This window comes from Nocardia fusca NBRC 14340, from assembly GCF_001618425.1.
Classification (GTDB): Bacteria; Actinomycetota; Actinomycetes; order Mycobacteriales; family Mycobacteriaceae; genus Nocardia; species Nocardia fusca.
Genome location: NZ_BDCU01000015.1, coordinates 1 through 17,657 on the forward strand (window position 1 = coordinate 1; position 17,657 = coordinate 17,657).

Below are 17,657 nucleotides of genomic sequence, written 5' to 3' on the forward strand. Positions count from 1 at the left end.
CACAGCACCTTCGCGAGAGAGTCAACTCGGCATCACCGCCCCGGACCGCCAAGGACCTGTCACAGGCTTATCGAGTGCAGCCCGGCCGCCCCCGCCCGACCGGTGTCTGCGGTCGAACTCGCCCGGCCGCAGTCGGCGTTTTCCTAACCCAGTTTCCGCAGGCGCGGCGCCAGGTCGCGCTGGAACAGGTCCAGGAAGCGCTTCTGGTCGTGTCCGGGTGCGTGGAAGACCAGATGGTTCAGTCCGGCGTCGACGTAAGGCTTTACCAGTTCGACCGCTTCGTCCGGGTCGCTGGCCACGATCCAACGCTTGGCGATCTGCTCGATCGGCAGCGCGTCGGCCGCTTCCTCCATTTCGATCGGGTCGTGGATGCTGTGCTTCTGCTCGGGGGTCAGCGACAGCGGCGCCCAGAAGCGGGTGTTCTCCAGCGCGAGTTCGGGGTCGGTGTCGTAGGAGATCTTGATCTCGATCATCCGGTCGATTGTGCCGACCTCGCGGTCCACCTTCGCCGCGCCTTCGGCCACCGCCGGCATCAGCTTCTCCGTGTACAGGTCCATGCCCTTACCGGAGGTGCAGATGAACCCGTCGCCGGCGCGGCCCGCGTACCGCGCCACCACCGGGCCGCCGGCCGCGATGTAGACCGGGATCCCGCCTTCGGGGACGTCGTAGATGGAGGCGCCGACCGTCTTGTAATAGGTGCCGTCGAAATCGGTGCGGGCGCCGGTCCACAGGGCGCGCATCAGGTCCACCGATTCGCGCAGCCGCGCGAAGCGCTCCTTGAACTCCGGCCATTCCCCGGAGTAACCGGTGGCGATCTCGTTGAGCGCCTCACCGGTGCCCACGCCCAGCATCACCCGGCCCGGATAGAGGCAGCCCAGAGTCGCGAACGCCTGCGCGATCACGGCCGGGTTGTATCGGAAGGTGGGGGTGAGTACCGAGGTACCGAGCAGGATCCGCTCGGTACGCTCACCCGCCGCGGCCAGCCAGGCCAGGGAGAACGGCGCGTGGCCGCCCTTGTGCCGCCACGGCTGGAAATGATCGCTGACCGTGGCGCTGTCGAGGCCGTGTTCCTCGACCAGTACCGCCAGCTCTACCAGTTCCCGGGGTCCGAATTGTTCCGCCGATGCTTTGTATCCGAGCTTCAGTTCACCCATGTGCGCCCACTCCTGTCGCGTTGTGGTCGGACCGTCTCCGTGCCCGGATTCGACACTAATAGGCGCAGTTGGGCCCAGCCCACCCGCAACCCACGGACGACCGGCGTGAAGGCGGAAGCGCGCCCGGGCCCGCCTCGGCCGGGCGCGTCGGTACGCGGGAGCGGCGGTCGCCGACGGGGTCGGTCCCACCGCGTGTTCCCCGCACCGGGCGCGGCATACCCGCCCCGCGCGCCACGAAAGAGCAGAATCGACGGGGTGAGCCCTGATGACCGGATTTTGTCCTACCTCACCGATATGGACGGGGTGCTCGTGCACGAGGACCATATGGTGCCCGGCGCCGACGAGTTCCTCGCCGAATTACGGGCCGAGGAGATCCCGTTCCTGGTATTGACGAACAACTCGATCCGCACACCCCGCGATCTCCAGGCCCGATTGCGCCAGACCGGGCTCGAGATCCCGGAACAATCGATCTGGACCTCGGCGCTGGCCACCGCCAGTTTCCTCAACGAGCAGCGCCCCGGCGGCACCGCCTATGTGGTGGGCGAGTCCGGACTCACGACCGCGCTGCACGAGATCGGCTACGTGCTGACCGAGGTGGACCCCGACTACGTGGTGCTGGGCGAGACCCGCACCTATTCGTTCGAGGCGATCACCACGGCCATCCGGCTGGTCGAGCGCGGGGCACGGTTCATCGCCACCAACCCCGACCCGACCGGACCGTCCCGGGACGGCGTACTGCCCGCGACGGGTTCGGTGGCGGCCCTGATCACCCGGGCCACCGGACGCGACCCCTACTACATCGGCAAACCGAACCCGCTGATGATGCGCTCGGCGCTGCGCCGCATCGGCGCCCACTCCCAGACCAGTGTGATGATCGGCGATCGGATGGACACCGATGTGATCTCGGGGATGGAAGCCGGTATGCGCACCATCCTGGTGACCTCCGGTATCTCGACGAAGGTATCGGTCGAGCAGTATCCGTACCGGCCGACCTCGGTGCTGAGCTCGGTCGCCGACCTGGTCGGGCGGGTCCGCACCCCGTTCACCGAGGTAGCGAATCCGCTGACCTGAGCGGGCTGTCTCCGGGTGTTGTCCGTGGACGAGGTCTGGTCGAGGGCAGAGCTTGTCCGGCGAAGGTCGAGATGCGGGCTTGTTCGTGAAGGTGCTGTGTTTATTTGCGGCGCCTCCGGCGCCGCGGGGTCGAGGCCCCCGAAGGTCCCGCCGTTCAGGCCTCGAGACTCGCGCTTCGCGCATGCGATGTGCGGTGGGCCGTCCACAGAGTGCGACCATTGAGCACCTCCGGCCAAGGGCGGGACGGGCCTCGACCCTTTGTGGGCCTCGCTGAACTCGGCGCCGAGAGGGCGCGGCTGTTTGCAAAGGCAATCGGGTAGGAAGGTGCGGTAGCGGTGCTGGAGCCGAGACCGCCGGTCAAGGTGCACATACCGGCGATCCACGGCCTCCGCGCGATCAGCTCAATGCCTGGTCCAGGTCGCCGAGGAGGTCTTCGATGTCCTCGAGGCCGATCGAGACCCGGATGACCCCGTCGGAGAGGCCGATGCTCGCGCGGCCTTCGGGGCCCATGGCCCGGTGAGTGGTGGTCGCCGGATGGGTGATCAGGCTTTTCGCGTCGCCCAGGTTGTTGGAGATATCGATGATCCGCAGCCCGTTCAGTACCTCGAAGGCGCGTTTCTTGGCGAGGTCGGCGGCGGCCTTCAGTTCGAAGGTCACCACGGTGCCGCCGCCGCTCATCTGCTCGGCCGCCAGCGCGTACTGCGGATGCGATTCCAGGAACGGGTACCGGACCCAGCTCACCGCCGGATGTTCGTCGAGGTAGCGCGCGATCCGCAGCGCCGAATCGGTGGACTGGCGCACCCGCAGCGGCATGGTTTCCAGACCCTTGAGCAGCGTCCAGGCGTTGAACGGGCTCAACGCGGGGCCGGTGTGGCGCATGAGCGTCTTGACCGGGCCCTCGATGTACTCGGCGGTCCCGAGGATCGCGCCGCCCAGCACCCGGCCCTGACCGTCGATGTGTTTGGTGCCCGAGTAGACCACCACATCGGCACCGAGTTCGAAGCCGCGCTGCAGCAGCGGGGTGGCGAACACATTGTCCAGCACCACCTGCGCGCCCGCGGCGTGCGCGAGTTCGCAGACCTTGCGCACGTCGACCAGGGTCTGCATCGGGTTGGCCGGAGTCTCGAAGAACACCGCGGTGGTGGGTACGGACAGCGCCGCTTCCCACTGGTCGAGATCTTCGCCGTCGACGAACACGGTCTCGACACCCCAGCGGGGCAGGATCTCGTTGCACACCACGAAACAGGATCCGAACAGGCTGCGCGCGGCCACCAGCCGATCGCCCGCCTTCAGCAGCGCGCCGAGGGCGACGAAAACAGCCGCCATACCGCTGGCGGTCGCGAAACAGGCTTCGGCGCCGTCGAGCAGGCGCATCCGTTCCTGGAAGGTGGTCACCGTGGGGTTGCCGTAGCGGGAGTACACGTAGTGCGGGTTGTCCCCGGTGAACGCGGCCTCGGCCGCTTCGGCGCTGGCGTAGACGAACCCGGAGTTCAGGTACAGGGCCTCGGAGGTTTCGTCGAACCCCGAGCGGCTCAGGCCGCCGCGCACACCCAGTGTCGCCGGACCGACTCCTTCGGGTAACGGTCGTTCGAACGAACCGCCGCCGATCACGACTGCCGCCAGGGCAGTCCGCGGGCCCGCCAGCCGGAGCCGCCGCGGTGCCCGAGTTCGTCCAGCGGACCCTCGAAGCCGTCGCTGATGTTGTAGGAGGGCGCGATACCCGCGGCGGTCGCGGCGTCGGCCGCATGCGCCGAACGCTGACCGGAGCGACACAGGAAGAGCACGGGCGCGTCCGCGGGGCGGTCGGACAGGGCGCTACGCAACTGGTCCAGAAATTCGGTATTGCGGGTGCCGGTGCCGTCGACCCACTCCACCAGCAGCGTCGGCTTGGCGATGGAGCTGGTGTCGGGTACTCCGACGAACTTCCATTCGGCTTCGGTCCGCACGTCCACCAGGACTGCGTCCGGGTTCTCGGTCAGCAGGTCCCATGCCTGCTCCGGGCCGATATCCCCTGCGTAACTCATACGTGGCACCTCCTGTGAATCCGCACTTGCCGCATCCGATCGATGCGCGCCGGGTCGTCACCCGGAGCACCCCACCGCGGAGGAGGGTTGCCGACCAGCGAGCCGGGGCTTGGCACTGGTACTCATGACCTAACGGAAAAGATTGCCCGGCGAGGTCGGGCCGTGTCAAACATCGGTTGACGCCTTCGGCGGGCTCAGCCGGCCGGCTGGTTGCACACCAGCCAGTCGCCGTCGGACAGGAACAGCCACCAGGTCGCGGTCCGCTCCTCGCCTTCGACCCGGCTGGTCACTTCGATGTTCGCGGTATCGCCGTCGATGTGGACGGGCCCGAACCCGGTGATCTCGATATCTTTTCCGGTTTCGCCGGGTTTCAGCTGTCCGGCCAGCGGCGAGCGGGCGGGAACGAAGCCGGGGCAGACCGCCTGGCGGGGCGGTTCGGGCCCGTAGCGGTTGCTCACATCGGCGAACTCCCGCACCGCTCCCGCGATCCGGTCGGAATCTGTGACATTTTTCTCAGCGGGCGCCACCAGGCCGGCGATGAGTACACCCGCCAGGACCAGGGCCGCGACCGCCGCGGCCACGACGAACGGGGTGATCGAGCGCGGTCGCTCGTCGTCGCCCGATTCGGTGGGCGGCTGCTCGTCGGCTCCTCCTGGATCGCTCATACCGACGATCATCCCTGGTCCCCGGATCGCATCGTGCCCGCACCCCGATAGAATCGCGGGTGCGGCGGGTACCGCAGCACAGCGCTACCCGCGGAGACGTGGGACGACGAACGGTGAACAGCCACCCACGGACGGCGCGATGTAGGTGCATACGAGCCGCCCGTCAAGTTAGCCTAAGCTAACAACAACGCCAGTGATTCTTTCGACCGATAAGGGTGCGCGTAACAGATGACCGAGCAGAAGGAAGCGAACCGCCCGCTTCGGATCGCGATCGTCGGGGCCGGGCCGGCCGGTATCTATGCCGCCGACGCGTTGATGAAATCCGATGCGGACGTCTCGATCGATCTGTTCGAGCGGATGCCCGCCCCGTTCGGACTGATCCGTTACGGCGTGGCGCCGGACCATCCGCGGATCAAAGGCATTGTCACCGCCCTGCACAAGGTGCTGGACAAGGAGCAGGTGCGCCTGCTCGGCAATATCGACTACGGCACCGATATCACGCTGTCGGATCTGCGTCGCTTCTACGACGCGGTGATCTTCTCCACCGGCGCCAACGCCGACCGGGCGCTGCCGATCCCGGGCATCGACCTGGACGGCTCCTACGGCGCGGCCGACTTCGTCTCCTGGTACGACGGGCATCCGGATGTCCCGCGCACCTGGCCGCTGGAGGCGGAGAAGGTCGCGGTGCTCGGTGTCGGCAATGTCGCCCTCGACGTGGCGCGAGTGCTGGCCAAGACCGGTGACGAACTGCTGCCGACGGAGATCCCGCCGAACGTGTACGCGGGCCTGAAGAACAACAAGGCCGTCGAGGTGCACGTGTTCGGCCGCCGCGGCCCGGCGCAGGCCAAGTTCACTCCGTTGGAGCTGCGCGAACTCGACCACTCCCCGACGATCGAGGTGATCGTCGATCCGGAGGACATCGACTACGACGAGGGTTCGGAAGCGGCCCGGCGCCATTCCAAGCAGGTCGATATGGTCGCCAACACCCTGGAGCAGTGGGCCATCCGCGACCAGGGTGACCGCCCGCACAAGCTGTTCCTGCACTTCTTCGAGTCGCCCGCCGAGATCCTCGGTGAGGACGGCCGGGTCGTGGGCCTGCGTACCGAACGCACCCAGCTCGACGGCACCGGCAATGTGAAGGGCACCGGCACCTTCAAGGAATGGGATGTGCAGGCCGTCTACCGGGCCGTCGGATACCTGTCCCAGAACATCTCGGAGCTGCCCTTCGACGATCAGGCCGGGGTCATCCCGAACGAGGCCGGCCGGGTCCTGGTCGACGAGGATGCCGACGGCGCCGCGCGCTATATGCCCGGCACCTATGTGACCGGCTGGATCAAGCGCGGTCCGGTCGGGCTCATCGGTCACACCAAGGGTGACGCGAACGAGACGGTCGCCTGCCTCGTGGACGACAGCACGAATTTCGTGCCGGCCGAGAACCCGGAGCCCGAGGCCGTACTCGAGTTCCTCGAAGGCCGGGGTATCCCGTTCACCACCTGGGCCGGTTGGTACCGGCTCGACGCGCACGAGCGGTCCCTCGGTGAGCCCGAGGGCCGCGAGCGGGTCAAGGTCGTCGAGCGCGAAGATATGTTGCGCGCGAGCGAACCCCACAAGGTCTGATCCATCGTCCGCTGCTCCCGATCCATGGTCGAGAGCAGCGGGCGCCCCGATCTATCAGGCATGCTGTAGCAGTGTTCGACGCCCATGTGCACATCATCGATCCGCGTTTTCCGCTGATCGAGAACGAAGGCTACCTACCGGAGCCCTACACCGTCGCCGACTATCGGCGGCGAATGTCCCGCTTCCGGCCTTCCGGCGGTGCGGTGGTGAGCGCCTCGTTCCAGGGCAACGACCAGAGCTATCTGCGTGCTGCCCTGGCCGAACTCGGACCCGGCTGGGTCGGCGTGACCCGTCTGGACCTGGATGCCTCCGACTCCGAGATCCTCGATCTGCACGAGGCCGGCGTGCGCGCGGTCCGGTTCAACCTCAAACGCGCGGCCGCCGATATCGCGAGTATGACCCGGCAGGCGTTGCGGGCCTACGAATTGGCGGGCTGGCATGTGGAGATCTACGTCGACGGCCAGATGCTGGCCTCGCTGCAACCGGTGATCCTGAAACTGCCGAAGGTGTCCATCGACCATCTCGGGATGTCGGAGGAGGGTCTGTCGTACCTGCTGGACCTGGTCGACCGGGGTGCTCGGGTGAAGGCAACCGGTTTCGGGCGGGTCGATATGGATGTCGCGACGGCGTTGCGCCGGATCCACGCGGTCGATCCGGAGGCGCTGATGTTCGGCAGCGATCTGCCCGGCACCCGCGCGGGCCGGCCGTTCCGGGAATCGGATGTGGAGCTGATCTGCGATGTGGTCGGCACCGATATGAACGCGGTGCTGGAGGACAATGCCCGCGCGTTCTACGGATTACCTGCGATCGACCGCACCACCGAGGACCCCGCCCCCACCCTGCCGCTGTTCGTGCCGCCGCGCGACGACCGGCCGTCGGTTCACGACGGGACGACACGGCCGCTGCCCATCATCGAAAGGCGTTCCGGCCCGAGCTGACTCGGCCCGGTGGTGGCCGGCGGCTCAGGTGGCGATCGCGCCGATGACCCACACTCCGCTCGCGAGTAGTGCGCCGAGTAGTTCCACCAGGATCGAGAGCCCCACACCTTTGATCGCGTGTTTGCTCGATACCCAGGCCTGCCGGTTGTCGGGGAGTCGCTGCAGCTCCGAGAGATATACGCCGACCACGAAACCCACGAACAGGCCGACCACCGGAATGACGAAGAACCCGGCTATGCCGGCGAGACCGCCCAGCAGCAGTGTCCGGTTCGGCACCCCCGCTTCCTTCAGTTTGCGGCCCGGCCAGGTGTACTTCACGACTCCGGAGATGACCAGCAGGACGGTGCCGACCGCCAGTACTGCCCACGCGGTCGTCCCGCCGGTGACGAAGGCCCAGACGGCGATCGCCCCGAAGATCAGGATCACCCCCGGCAGAATCGGCACCACGATGCCGATGAGGCCGACCAGGATCACCAGGCCGACAACGATTTCTCCCCAAGCGCTCACCGCACCAAAGTAGCCCGGATCGGACGCGGTCGCCTCAGGACGGATCGCCGGCGGCCAGCATGCGCGCGGTCAGGTCCAGTACGCCGGCGCGGTGGCGGCGGGCGCCGATCATATCGGTGATCTCCGGGCGCATGCTCGCGAAGATCGCCATTGCCAGGTATTCGGTGTCGGCATCGGGAGTGACCTGCGCGATCAGATCGGCCAGCAGGGTGCGCCAGGGTGCCCAGGTGTCGGATTCGCAGACGTCGGGAAGGGCGCGCATCAGCGGGGCGAGTTCGATCGCGGTGAGGTCGAACACCGCGGCGACGACCGCCGCGATCCGATCCCGCACGGGCACAGCCGTATCCGCCGCGAGTTCGCGCACGGTGTCCCACCCCCGGGCGGTGCGCTCCTCGACCAGTGCGCGGACCAGTCCGTCACGGTCGGTGAACCTCCGGAACAGCGTGCCCTTGCCGACTCCGGTGGCCGCCGCGATGTCGTCCATGGAGACGTTGTCGCGTCTCTCGTCGCAGATCAGCCGCCCGGCGACCGCCAGGATCGCGGCGCGATTGCGTTCGGCGTCGGCACGCACCCGGACTCCTCAGTGTTGACAAAAGCGGACTGTTGGTCCGTATGATACCGAATGCATAAGCGGACTGTTGGTCCGCATGGAGAGGTGGAGTGCGATGCGTGCGGTTCGATATCACGAGTACGGAGCGCCGGAGGTGCTGCGTGTCGAAGAGGTCGAGGACCCGGTGCCGGGAGCGGGCGAACTATTGGTCCGCGCCGCGGCCACCGGCGTCAACTACTTCGAAGTGCAGGTGCGGGCCGGCGTGCTACCCGACCCGCTCGGCTCGCCGTTGCCGCATATCCCGGGGATCGAAGTGGCCGGCACGGTGGTCGCCGTCGGCCCCGGTGTCACGGCACATCGGATCGGTGCGCGGGTGGTCGGAAAGGTCGCCGCCGGAAGTTATGCCGAATTGGTGGTCGTACCCGCGGCGGATGCCGCGCCGCTCGACGACCGGCTCGGCGAGCATCGCGCGCTCGCGCTGCTCGGGCAGGGCGCGACGGCCGTGGGGGTGTTCGAAACCGCCGAGATCGGACCCGGTGACACAGTCCTGGTGGAGGCGGCCGGCGGCGGTATCGGAACCCTGCTGGTGCAGCTGGCCAAACGGGCCGGTGCCCGGGTCGTGGCCGGCGCGAGCGCGGAGGCGAAGCGGCGTCTGGCCGCCGACCTGGGCGCCGACACAACTGTGGACTACTCACGACCCGGCTGGACCGAGGAGGTGGGCCCGGTATCGGTGGTGCTGGAAACCGTCGGCGGGCAGACCGCGCGCGAGGCCTACGGTCTGCTCACCGCGCCGGGCGCCCGGATGGTCGTCTTCGGTTCGGCCAGTGGCAATCCGGTGAAAATCGGTTCGGATCAGCTCCTCCCGGTCGGCGCCGCGCTCATCCCGTTCAGTCTCGGTTACCGTCCGCAGCGCTGGCCGGAACTGGTCCGCCGGGCCGAGGAACTGGTCGTGCGCGGCGAACTCGATCCGGTGATCGGCACGGTACTGCCCTTGGCGGAAGCCGCGGCGGCCCATCGCGCCTTCGAGGCCCGTACCGCGCTCGGTAAGACCATCCTCACCCCCTGAGCGGGCGGGCCGTCCTTCGGCCGGGGTTTTCCACCCAATGGAGACCGGCGTTCATCCGATGCAGGCCCTCCAGCGTCAGCCAGGCCGGTCACCCCTGGCCATCAACGGATTTCGCATTTCCAGCACTTCCAGTCCCTCGGCGGTCAGGTCGGCGAGCAGCCGCAGCGCGGAATCGGACGGCGAACCGGGTTCGGCGTGGAAGATCGCCAACCGCTGCCCTTCGTCGGGCAGTGCCGGCAGTTCGCAGTTCAGTGTCAGTTCGCCCACCACCGGATGGTGGTAGACGCGGGTCGCCGTGCCGCAATCGCCCACGGCGTGCGCGGTCCACAACTTCGCGAACTCCGGACTGCCGACGGCGAGCTCGCCGATGAGGTTGGTCAGGCCCGGGGAATCGGGATAGCGACCGGTGATCAGGCGCAGGTCGGCGACGGTGGAGCGGGCCTTACCGGTCCAGTCGGCATAGAGTTCGCGGCTGTGCCGGTCCAGGAACAGCAGACGGGCGATATTCGGACGATCCTCCGGGCGCTCGGGCGCCGCGCGGTCGAGGTGCCCGGCAAGCAGGGCGTGCGCCATCGGGTTCCAGGCGAGGACATCCAGGAACCGGCCCAGGACCAGTGCCGGCACCGCGCCGAACGATTCGATCATGGTTCGCACACCGGGCCGGACCCGCTCCGGCCGGTCGGGGGTGCGGTGCGTGCGCGGCCGCGGCCGGGCCAAGGTGTAGAGGTGGGTCCGTTCGGTGTCGTCCAGGCACAGAACGCGGGCGACGGCATCGAGTACCGCGTCCGAGGCGTTGGGACTCAGACCCTGCTCGAGGCGGGTGTAATAGCCGGCGCTGACCCCGGCGAGCTGCGCCAACTCCTCGCGCCGCAGTCCCGGCACCCGGCGTCGCCCGCCGAGAACCGGCACGCCGGCCTCCGCCGGCCCGATCCGTGCGCGGCGCGCTCGCAGGAATTCACCGAGTTCGGTCCGTGTCCGCATACCGGCAATTCTGCTCGTCCGGTGGCCGCCGAGCCTGCACCTGCCGGATGTACTCACCGCGCAGGGCTGGGTGCGGCGGGCGGGTCGGCGCACTCTTGTCCGGGAACCGGACTCGTCGGAAGGAGTGCCACGGTGAAGATCATCGTGATCGGTGCGTCGGGAACGATCGGGACGGCGGTGCGCGAGGAACTGGCCCGCCGGCACGAAGTGCTGGCCGCCGCGCGCCGGGGCCCGCTCCGGGTCGATATGGGCGACAGTGCGTCGATCGATGCGCTGTTCGCCGGGGTGGGGCACGTCGACGCGGTGGTGTGCTGCGCGGCGAGCGGGCGGCCGGCACCGCTGGCCACGCGGTCGGAGACCGAGTTCTGGTACGGGCTGGAACCGAAACTGCTCGGCCAGGTGAACCTGGTACGCCGGGCACTCGGTCGGGTATCGGACGGCGGATCCATCACGCTCACCAGCGGCCGGTTCGCCGAGCCGGTGGTGGGCAGTTCCGTCGGGTACCTGGTGAACGCGGGGTTGGAGGCCTTCGTGCACGCGGCCGCCGTGGAGACGCCGCGGGGAATCCGGCTGAACGTGGTCTGCCCGGGCTGGGTGAGCGAAACATTGCGGGCGTTGGGGATGGACGCCACCACCGGTACGCCGGTGTCGGAGGTCGCGGGTGTCTACGCGGAGGCGGTCGAGGGGGCCGCCCATGGCCGCACGCTCACCGTGGGCGTTCCCGACCGGCCCGCGGGCGCCGAGGGCGGCCGTGGGGAACGGGTCGCCGGGTCGCGCTGAGCGGTGGCAGCGAATCCGCGCCGGCCTGCGGTCCGCGGCTGCGCTAGGCGTGTTCGGGGCGGCCGTCCGGCCGGGGCCGCAGTGGTGGGCGGGAGCACGTTTCCGGAAGCCGGGCCGGCAGGCCGGGCGGATGATGGGCCGATCAGTAGACGAACGTGGAGGTAGTGATGCGGCCGGTGGTACTGCTCGTGGCAGCAATCCTTTTCGCGGCAATGGGTCTGTACGCGCTCGCCGTGCCGGCGAAGCTGACCGCGCCCTTCGGTATGCCCGTGACCACGGCCACCGGGCGCGCCGAGGTCCGCGCGGTGTACGGCGGGTTCGGGCTCGCGGTCGCGGGCGCGCTCGGCTGGGCGGCTCTGGACACCGGGGAACTCGGCCGGGGTGTGGTGCTGGCGGTGGCCGTCGCGCTCGCCGGGATGGCGGCCGGCCGGGTCATCTCCCGGGTACTGGACAGCTCGGTCGCGTTCTACCCCATCTGGTTCTACTTCTGGGTGGAGGTGGTCGCGGCCGCCGCACTGGTCGCGGCCGCTTGACGGCTGCGGGGTACGGGCCCGGCCGCGGCTGCCGACCGGCGATCGCTGCTCGGCGTCGGACGAGTCGGCTCGCGCCCGGGCGCCGATCTCAGTTCTGGCGCGGCAGGAGTTCGGTGACGAAACGGTCCAGGAACCCGTCCAGCGGTTTGCCGGCCGCCGGGACCACCACGAACTTGCTCAGCCCGGCGTCGAGGTAGCCGTCGATCAGCCGGTGCAGGTCCGGCCAGCTGCCCGCGACCAGGTCGGCGGGGTCGGTTCCGGGACGTTGGTGCGCGATCCCCGCCGCCAGGTCGGCCGGGATGCCGTCCGGCGCCAGCAGCAGTGTGATCCCGAAATGGTCGGCTTCGATCTCCCGCCCGGCCGCCGCGGCCTCGGTGTTGATCGCCGCCACCCCGGCGGCCGCCTCGGCGGGGGTGAGGAAACTGCCCAGCCAGCCGTCGCCGTACCGGCCGATGCGCCGGAACGCGGCGGGCGCGCGACCGCCGAGCCAGATGTCCAGGGGCCGGGCCGGGCGTCTGCCCACCCGCGCCGCGCGCACGGTGAAGTAGTCGCCGTCGAAGTCGACATCGTCTTCCCGCAGTACAGCGCGCAGCAGCCGCAGGGATTCGTCGAAGACGTCGCCGCGCCGCCCGGCCACCGGGAACAGATCGCGTTCCTGCGGGGTCGCCGGCTGCAAGCCGAACACCGGCAGCACCCGCTTGGGCGCGAGCGCCGCCAGCGAGGCCAGCTGTTCGGCGACCAGAACGGGGTGGCGTCCGGGCAGGATGGCCACCGAAGTCCCGACCTTCAGATGATCGGTGCGCGACAGCGCGAACGCCATCCCGACGGTGGGGTCCACGGCCGGTGCGTAGATCAATTCGGAGAACCACAGGGAATCGATCCCTTCGGCCTCCAGCCGATCCACGAGCTCCGGCAGGTCCTCCGGATCGCTGCCGGAGCCGGTACCGACGCCGAATCGAATCTTCATCACACCACTCCTGGTCTGGACGAATTGCCCGTACCGCGACCCTACGGCGTCGGGTCAGAGGTGGCCCAGCCCCCGGTTCGCGTCGGGGCAGGGTGGATCGGCCGGTATGCCGTAGTGGTCGCCGGCCCGGGCCCCGCGGGATCGGCGGGCCCCTCGGCCGGTCGGGTCGGACGTGAGCACATCGCCGATGGACGCGCGGGAGGGGGTCGCGGTTTACCACCGGAAACACCGGGGAAGTCAGGTGATCGGCTCCTGCGCGGCTCTTGTGTGTGGCGGTTGCGGGCCGTCGCTCGGAGTGCGGAATTCGTTACAGATTCTGCCCATCCATTTGTGAACCGGCGCCGAATATCAGATGGTATGTCTCATAGCTACAAGCCATAACTGCTGCTAGGGAGCTATTTTAGAGCTCGTTCATCGGCTGTCGGGGGCTTGGGTGAGAGCGCAACCGTAAGAGTCCGGGCGCCCGCCCGGGCGGACAACGAAACCAGAGAAACGAGGATTGAAATGGGACTGCTCGGTGGTTTGCTGAATCTCGTCGGTAGCGTCGTCACGAACCTCGCCGGTGTTGTCGGTGGCCTCGGCGGCGTCCTCTTCTGAGTAGGTCGCCCCGCCGGCGGATGCGCTCGTGAACACTGCACCTGACGAGCATTTCCGTGCGGGCGAATTCGTTGTGCGGTGCCCGCTCCGGCCCATCGTTGCGCGGTGACGGCCGGAGCGGGCATTCGGATGTAGCAACTCTTTTCGTGTCGGCATCTCGGATACATCCCGGCGCATTCGCGTTCGTTGTGAGGAGTTCAGTTGCTTCTGAGTGTTGTCGGACAGCTCGTCGGCACGGTGCTGGATCTCGTTATCGCGCTACTCGTTCCCTAGCGAGTCCACGCGAGATCGATTGCCGCGCGGCACTGCCCGGGGCCGCGCCGTTCTGCTCGAGTCGGAGGTCTGGATGAGCCGCGCCCGCACGGTGTTCGAGCGAGTGGTCTGCGCTGTCGCCGGTGCGGTGACCGTATCGGTCGCCGCACCCTCGATCGGACCACCCGCGGTCGCCCGTGCCCAGGACGGCGTCGAAGTGGCGTTGGCGGAGGCAGGGGGCTGCCCCGGCCTTTTCGTTCTCGGTGTGCAGGGGACCGGCGAGTCCACCCCGAACTCCCCGGTGGCCACGGATGCCGGCCTGCTGTCGCTGGTGCTGGGACCGCTGACCGAAATGCTGAGCGGGCCGGCCGTGGGCCGCGCCTATGTTCCCTACCTGGCCGGTTTCGGCGGCGCCCTACCCGGTGCCACCACGGCACCGTATTCCGTCTCGGCGGGCGAGGGGCTGGAACGGTTGCGCGATATGGCCGCCGAGGTCGCCCAGCGCTGTCCGAGTTCTCAGCTGGGATTGGTCGGATACTCGCAGGGCGCGCATGTCGTTTCGATGTTCGCGCGCGAGGTGGGCACCGGCGGGGGTGCGGTGCCGGCCGACCGGGTCGCGGCCGTGGCACTGCTGGCCGACCCCACCCGTGCCCCCGGGGCGGCGGTGTTCCCCGGACTACCGGATGCCGGGCGTCCGGCACCGGCGCCCGGTACCACGGGTGCGGAACTGGCGGCGCTGCAAGAGTTTCCGCGGCATCCCGCACCGGGCGGCGGTATCGGGCCACTGCGTGATATCGCGCCGGACTTCGGGGAACTCACCGGCCGGGTCGCCTCGCTGTGCCTGCCCGGTGACCTCGCCTGCGACGCACCCGCCGACGCCCCGCTGCTGCATATGGTGGTCAACATCCTCGGCCAGGCCGAATTGCTCCCCTCGGACCCGGTGGCGGCGCTGGCGTCGATCGGCGACGGTTTCTCCTCGACGCTCTCGCGCACCGCGACCGCGGTCGTCACCCACGATCTGCGCGGATATTCTTTGGGCACACTGTCGTTGACACCGGAGAAACCGCTCGGCGTCCGACTGGCCGAAGCCGCCGACCCGCGCTCGGACAGCGAACCGCAGGCCCGCGAAGCGCTGCTGAAACTGGGTACCAGCGCGCTCAACACCCTGCTGGCCATCATCGGAATCGCCCTCGAACCCGCCGAGGTCGCCGGTGTCGCCACCGCGCCCGACCCGCTGACCGGTATCGAACGGGCCACCGACGCGCTCGTCGTGGCCGCCCGCCGCCCGCTGCCCCGGCGCACCGTGTTCAACCTGATCAGCAAGTCGTTCGACGCGCTCGGCCAATTGAGCGCCGAGAACGCCGAACTCCTCGACCCCGGACTGTGGCTGCGCTACGCGGATACGGTCCGCAAACACGGCGACTACTTCCACGCCGCCTACACGGCGGACGGCCGCCCCGCGGCCGATCTCGTGCTGAACTGGTTCACCGCGGTCGCCGAAGACCTCGCCACCAATCGCATCCCGGTACCGTCCCCGGTGCAGCCGGCTCCGGCCGCTCCCGCACCCACCGCTCCCGCTCCCGCCGACCCCGGCCCCACGCCTGCGCCGCAGCGGCCGGCGCCGCAGCCGGCTCCGCCCGTCCGCGAGCCCGATATCCGTAATGTCGCGGTAGGCGCCGAATCGCCACCTCGGGCGCGCACGATGGCCGACGCCGCGGCACCGCGACCCCGGCACGGCCTCGCCCTGTATCTGCTCGGGCTGGTGCTACTGGCGGCGGTCTCGGCGGGCGCGTGCGGTGCGATCAGGGTCGCGCATCGGACGCACGGCGGGCGGTCGGTGGCGGCCGCGCTCCGCGTCCTCTGGTACGAGGGCCGAGAACGAGCAGCCGAGTTCGTCCACCGGGTGAGGGAGCGGACGTAGCCTTCGCGGCGACCCCGGCGACCCCGGCGACCCCGGCGACCCCGGCGACCCCGGCGACCCCGGCGACCCCGGCGACCCCGGCGACCCCGGCGACCCCGGCGACCCCGGCGACGAGGCGCAATCAGGACCTGTTCGGCGACCACCGGCCGTCCGCCTTCGCCGATTCGATCGCCGCGTAACCCGGCTCCCGCATCCGGCCCGCGGCGATCAAGCTCTCCGCCTTACCCCGGTTGATCGCCGACCACGGGCTCCTGGCTGTGCGCGGCGAGTAGCGCTGGAGGTAGTGGTCGGCGTCGAAGGCGCGGCGGTGGCTGTCGATCCAGCCGTAGCAGAGGGCGACGTGGAGGGCCTCGGTGATGGTGACGGTGGGGACGGGCGCGTTCTTCTTGGCGATCTTCAACCAGATCTCGGCAGCGGTGGCGTGGTTCGCCGAAAGCCATCTCTCGTAGTCCTCGGCGGCATCGAAGGTGGCGGCTTCGGTGTGGTCGGCGGTGGGCATATGCGGGCCTCTTCCGTCTGGAGTGTGGTGGTCTGCTTCGATCATCCCGCGATAAGTGCGCACCGAATGAGCACTTATTTCCGGGCGCCGCCGTAGCGTTCGACCAATTCCGCGCCCAGCGCCGCGAGCTCACGGCGCACCGAGTCCGGTTCCACGACTTCCACGGTCGCGCCCCAGCCCGCGAGTTGTTCGGCGATCGCCCGCGGTGTGTGCGCGGTGAACCGGACCTGGACGCGTCCGTCGGGCGCGGGCCCGGTGACCTCGCAGTGCCTGCCGTGCCGATCGCGCAGCACCGGCAGCAGCCGTTCGCCGACGAGAACGGTGGCGGAAGTGGTCGCGCGGCGCTGTTCCATCTGTTCGACGACCTCGGCCCAGACGGTCGGCAGATCGAGATCGGCGGGCCGGTGCGCTTCCTGGTCGATGGGTTCGGCGTGCGAAATCCGGTCCAGCCGGAAGGTCCGGCGGCCGTGCTCGGTTCCGGCCAGCAGGTACCAGACGGCGTCCTTGTCGACCAGGCCCCATGGATCGACCACCCGATCGGTGGCGGTACCGGCGCGGCCCCGGTACCGAAACGCGACCCGGCGGCGTTGCACCACTGCCTGCTGCAACAACCGCACCGTCTCGGGAAGTTCGCGTTCGGTGCGGCCCCAGCCTGCCGGATCGATCGCCACCGCGTCGGCGGCGGCCTCGGCCTCGCCGCGGAAGGTCGCCGGGAGGGCGCGCAACAGTTTGCGCAGGGCCGAGCGCGCCTCCGGTACCGCACCTGCGGACGGACCGGTGAGCAGGAACAACGCCCGCGCCTCGCCCGCGGTCAAGCCGCTCAGGTCGGTGCGCGCCCCGCCGACCAGCTGCCAGCCGCCGCCGCGTCCGGGCTGCGGATATACCGGGACACCGGCGGTCGAGAGCGCCTCCAGGTCACGACGCGCGGTCGCCACCGACACCTCCAGTTCGGCGGCGATCTCGGCGGCGGTGACCCGCCCCCGCGTCTGCATGAGCAGCAGGGTGGCCACCAATCGATCGGCTCGCATGGTCACCGATTATTCCCCGGAAAGTGCTCAGAAGTTGAGCACTTTGCTCGAGAAGATGGTTTCACCAGCTCGAACCAAGACCGAGGAGAACGACGATGCTGCGCGGAATGACGACCGTGAACTTCTACGCCGACGACCTGGCGGCCGCCCGGGACTGGTACACCGAATTTCTCGGGACGCCGCCCTACTTCGCGGTGCCGGGGTACTACGAATTCCGGGTCGGCGACTACGAACACGAGTTCGGCCTCATCGACGGCGCGTACCGGCCGCAGCGTGCCGAACCGGGGCCGGGTGGCGCGATTCTGTACTGGCACGTGGACGATTTGGCGGCCACCTACGATCGGCTGCTCGGACTCGGCGCCACCGAATACGAGCCGATCACCACCCGCGGACCGGGTTTCGTCACCGGCTCGGTGGTGGACCCGTTCGGGAATATCCTCGGCATCATGAGCAATGCCCACTATGTGGAGGTGCTCGGCCGGGAATGACGCTTCCCACGTGCCCCCG

The 17,657-nt window shown here is 69.1% G+C and carries 18 protein-coding genes and 1 riboswitch; of the genes, 8 read left to right on the forward strand and 10 right to left on the reverse strand.

Annotated elements, in window-relative coordinates; translation table 11 throughout:
* Nucleotides 1-143: 143 nt before the first annotated feature.
* Nucleotides 144-1,154, reverse strand: coding sequence for a glucose-6-phosphate dehydrogenase (coenzyme-F420) (fgd, locus tag NF4_RS04615; protein WP_030524780.1), 1,011 nt, complete (start codon nucleotides 1,152-1,154; stop codon nucleotides 144-146).
* Nucleotides 1,155-1,448: 294 nt separating this feature from the next.
* Between fgd and NF4_RS04620 the strand changes: the two genes are divergently transcribed.
* Complete coding sequence (locus NF4_RS04620) at nucleotides 1,449-2,225, forward strand: HAD-IIA family hydrolase (protein ID WP_084532865.1); 777 nt, start codon at nucleotides 1,449-1,451, stop codon at nucleotides 2,223-2,225.
* Between the two features lie 396 nt (nucleotides 2,226-2,621).
* Here the strand turns inward: NF4_RS04620 and NF4_RS04625 are convergent, their stop codons facing one another.
* From NF4_RS04625 to NF4_RS04635, 3 genes are all read right to left on the reverse strand, one after another.
* Nucleotides 2,622-3,836: an O-succinylhomoserine sulfhydrylase gene (locus NF4_RS04625; RefSeq protein ID WP_063126054.1), complete on the reverse strand. Its 1,215-nt coding sequence runs from the start codon at nucleotides 3,834-3,836 to the stop codon at nucleotides 2,622-2,624.
* Entirely contained in the window at nucleotides 3,833-4,249 is a 417-nt protein-coding gene (locus tag NF4_RS04630; protein WP_063126113.1) for a rhodanese-like domain-containing protein, read from the reverse strand. Before NF4_RS04630 ends, NF4_RS04625 begins: the two co-directional genes overlap by 4 nt.
* A 17-nt stretch (nucleotides 4,250-4,266) precedes the next feature.
* Nucleotides 4,267-4,379, reverse strand: a riboswitch (SAM riboswitch).
* A 64-nt stretch (nucleotides 4,380-4,443) separates the two neighbouring features.
* Nucleotides 4,444-4,914, reverse strand: coding sequence for an Rv0361 family membrane protein (locus NF4_RS04635; protein ID WP_157119971.1), 471 nt, complete (start codon nucleotides 4,912-4,914; stop codon nucleotides 4,444-4,446).
* 228 nt (nucleotides 4,915-5,142) lie between these two features.
* Here NF4_RS04635 and NF4_RS04640 point away from each other — a divergent pair, with 228 nt between their 5' ends.
* Together NF4_RS04640 and NF4_RS04645 are read left to right on the forward strand one after the other, a co-directional pair.
* Nucleotides 5,143-6,531 carry an FAD-dependent oxidoreductase gene (locus NF4_RS04640; protein ID WP_063126056.1) on the forward strand — a complete coding sequence of 463 codons (1,389 nt, stop codon included), beginning with the start codon at nucleotides 5,143-5,145 and terminating at the stop codon, nucleotides 6,529-6,531.
* 71 nt (nucleotides 6,532-6,602) lie between these two features.
* Nucleotides 6,603-7,469, forward strand: a complete 867-nt coding sequence (locus NF4_RS04645) for an amidohydrolase family protein (protein WP_063126057.1) — start codon at nucleotides 6,603-6,605, stop codon at nucleotides 7,467-7,469.
* Between the two features lie 24 nt (nucleotides 7,470-7,493).
* On the opposite strand, the gene NF4_RS04650 is transcribed toward NF4_RS04645, so the two are convergent.
* Together NF4_RS04650 and NF4_RS04655 are read right to left on the reverse strand one after the other, a co-directional pair.
* Nucleotides 7,494-7,976, reverse strand: a complete 483-nt coding sequence (locus NF4_RS04650) for a DUF456 domain-containing protein (RefSeq protein WP_063126058.1) — start codon at nucleotides 7,974-7,976, stop codon at nucleotides 7,494-7,496.
* Between the two features lie 34 nt (nucleotides 7,977-8,010).
* Complete coding sequence (locus NF4_RS04655; RefSeq protein ID WP_063126059.1) at nucleotides 8,011-8,547, reverse strand: TetR/AcrR family transcriptional regulator; 537 nt, start codon at nucleotides 8,545-8,547, stop codon at nucleotides 8,011-8,013.
* A 94-nt stretch (nucleotides 8,548-8,641) separates the two neighbouring features.
* On the opposite strand from NF4_RS04655, the gene NF4_RS04660 reads away from it, so the two are divergent.
* Nucleotides 8,642-9,592 carry a quinone oxidoreductase family protein gene (locus NF4_RS04660; protein WP_063814501.1) on the forward strand — a complete coding sequence of 317 codons (951 nt, stop codon included), beginning with the start codon at nucleotides 8,642-8,644 and terminating at the stop codon, nucleotides 9,590-9,592.
* A 75-nt stretch (nucleotides 9,593-9,667) separates the two neighbouring features.
* On the opposite strand, the gene NF4_RS04665 is transcribed toward NF4_RS04660, so the two are convergent.
* Complete coding sequence (locus tag NF4_RS04665) at nucleotides 9,668-10,573, reverse strand: helix-turn-helix transcriptional regulator (protein ID WP_063126061.1); 906 nt, start codon at nucleotides 10,571-10,573, stop codon at nucleotides 9,668-9,670.
* Nucleotides 10,574-10,705: 132 nt separating this feature from the next.
* Here NF4_RS04665 and NF4_RS04670 point away from each other — a divergent pair, with 132 nt between their 5' ends.
* Together NF4_RS04670 and NF4_RS04675 are read left to right on the forward strand one after the other, a co-directional pair.
* Complete coding sequence (locus NF4_RS04670) at nucleotides 10,706-11,353, forward strand: short chain dehydrogenase (RefSeq protein ID WP_063126062.1); 648 nt, start codon at nucleotides 10,706-10,708, stop codon at nucleotides 11,351-11,353.
* Nucleotides 11,354-11,520: 167 nt separating this feature from the next.
* The gene (locus NF4_RS04675; RefSeq protein ID WP_063126063.1) at nucleotides 11,521-11,886 is read left to right on the forward strand and encodes a DUF4345 family protein; all 366 of its coding nucleotides are present in this window, start codon (nucleotides 11,521-11,523) and stop codon (nucleotides 11,884-11,886) included.
* A gap of 88 nt (nucleotides 11,887-11,974) precedes the next feature.
* On the opposite strand, the gene NF4_RS04680 is transcribed toward NF4_RS04675, so the two are convergent.
* The gene (locus NF4_RS04680; protein WP_063126064.1) at nucleotides 11,975-12,853 is read right to left on the reverse strand and encodes a TIGR03854 family LLM class F420-dependent oxidoreductase; all 879 of its coding nucleotides are present in this window, start codon (nucleotides 12,851-12,853) and stop codon (nucleotides 11,975-11,977) included.
* Between the two features lie 943 nt (nucleotides 12,854-13,796).
* Here NF4_RS04680 and NF4_RS04685 point away from each other — a divergent pair.
* Complete coding sequence (locus NF4_RS04685) at nucleotides 13,797-15,623, forward strand: cutinase family protein (protein ID WP_157119973.1); 1,827 nt, start codon at nucleotides 13,797-13,799, stop codon at nucleotides 15,621-15,623.
* Nucleotides 15,624-15,744: 121 nt separating this feature from the next.
* Here the strand turns inward: NF4_RS04685 and NF4_RS39015 are convergent, their stop codons facing one another.
* Both NF4_RS39015 and NF4_RS04695 read right to left on the reverse strand, forming a co-directional pair.
* The gene (locus NF4_RS39015) at nucleotides 15,745-16,122 is read right to left on the reverse strand and encodes a YdeI/OmpD-associated family protein (protein ID WP_063126066.1); all 378 of its coding nucleotides are present in this window, start codon (nucleotides 16,120-16,122) and stop codon (nucleotides 15,745-15,747) included.
* A gap of 74 nt (nucleotides 16,123-16,196) precedes the next feature.
* Nucleotides 16,197-17,150, reverse strand: coding sequence for a helix-turn-helix transcriptional regulator (locus NF4_RS04695; protein ID WP_063126067.1), 954 nt, complete (start codon nucleotides 17,148-17,150; stop codon nucleotides 16,197-16,199).
* A 95-nt stretch (nucleotides 17,151-17,245) separates the two neighbouring features.
* On the opposite strand from NF4_RS04695, the gene NF4_RS04700 reads away from it, so the two are divergent.
* Complete coding sequence (locus NF4_RS04700) at nucleotides 17,246-17,638, forward strand: VOC family protein (protein WP_063126068.1); 393 nt, start codon at nucleotides 17,246-17,248, stop codon at nucleotides 17,636-17,638.
* Nucleotides 17,639-17,657 lie beyond the last annotated feature (19 nt).

Coding starts and splice junctions, on each gene's coding strand:
- NF4_RS04675 (WP_063126063.1), top strand. CDS start 11,521: ATGCGGCCGGTGGTACTGCTCGTGGCAGCAATCCTTTTCGCGGCAATG.
- NF4_RS04635 (WP_157119971.1), bottom strand. CDS start 4,914: ATGAGCGATCCAGGAGGAGCCGACGAGCAGCCGCCCACCGAATCGGGC.
- NF4_RS04665 (WP_063126061.1), bottom strand. CDS start 10,573: ATGCGGACACGGACCGAACTCGGTGAATTCCTGCGAGCGCGCCGCGCA.
- fgd (WP_030524780.1), bottom strand. CDS start 1,154: ATGGGTGAACTGAAGCTCGGATACAAAGCATCGGCGGAACAATTCGGA.
- NF4_RS04700 (WP_063126068.1), top strand. CDS start 17,246: ATGCTGCGCGGAATGACGACCGTGAACTTCTACGCCGACGACCTGGCG.
- NF4_RS04630 (WP_063126113.1), bottom strand. CDS start 4,249: ATGAGTTACGCAGGGGATATCGGCCCGGAGCAGGCATGGGACCTGCTG.
- NF4_RS04640 (WP_063126056.1), top strand. CDS start 5,143: ATGACCGAGCAGAAGGAAGCGAACCGCCCGCTTCGGATCGCGATCGTC.
- NF4_RS39015 (WP_063126066.1), bottom strand. CDS start 16,122: ATGCCCACCGCCGACCACACCGAAGCCGCCACCTTCGATGCCGCCGAG.
- NF4_RS04680 (WP_063126064.1), bottom strand. CDS start 12,853: ATGAAGATTCGATTCGGCGTCGGTACCGGCTCCGGCAGCGATCCGGAG.
- NF4_RS04620 (WP_084532865.1), top strand. CDS start 1,449: ATGGACGGGGTGCTCGTGCACGAGGACCATATGGTGCCCGGCGCCGAC.
- NF4_RS04685 (WP_157119973.1), top strand. CDS start 13,797: ATGAGCCGCGCCCGCACGGTGTTCGAGCGAGTGGTCTGCGCTGTCGCC.
- NF4_RS04695 (WP_063126067.1), bottom strand. CDS start 17,150: ATGCGAGCCGATCGATTGGTGGCCACCCTGCTGCTCATGCAGACGCGG.
- NF4_RS04660 (WP_063814501.1), top strand. CDS start 8,642: ATGCGTGCGGTTCGATATCACGAGTACGGAGCGCCGGAGGTGCTGCGT.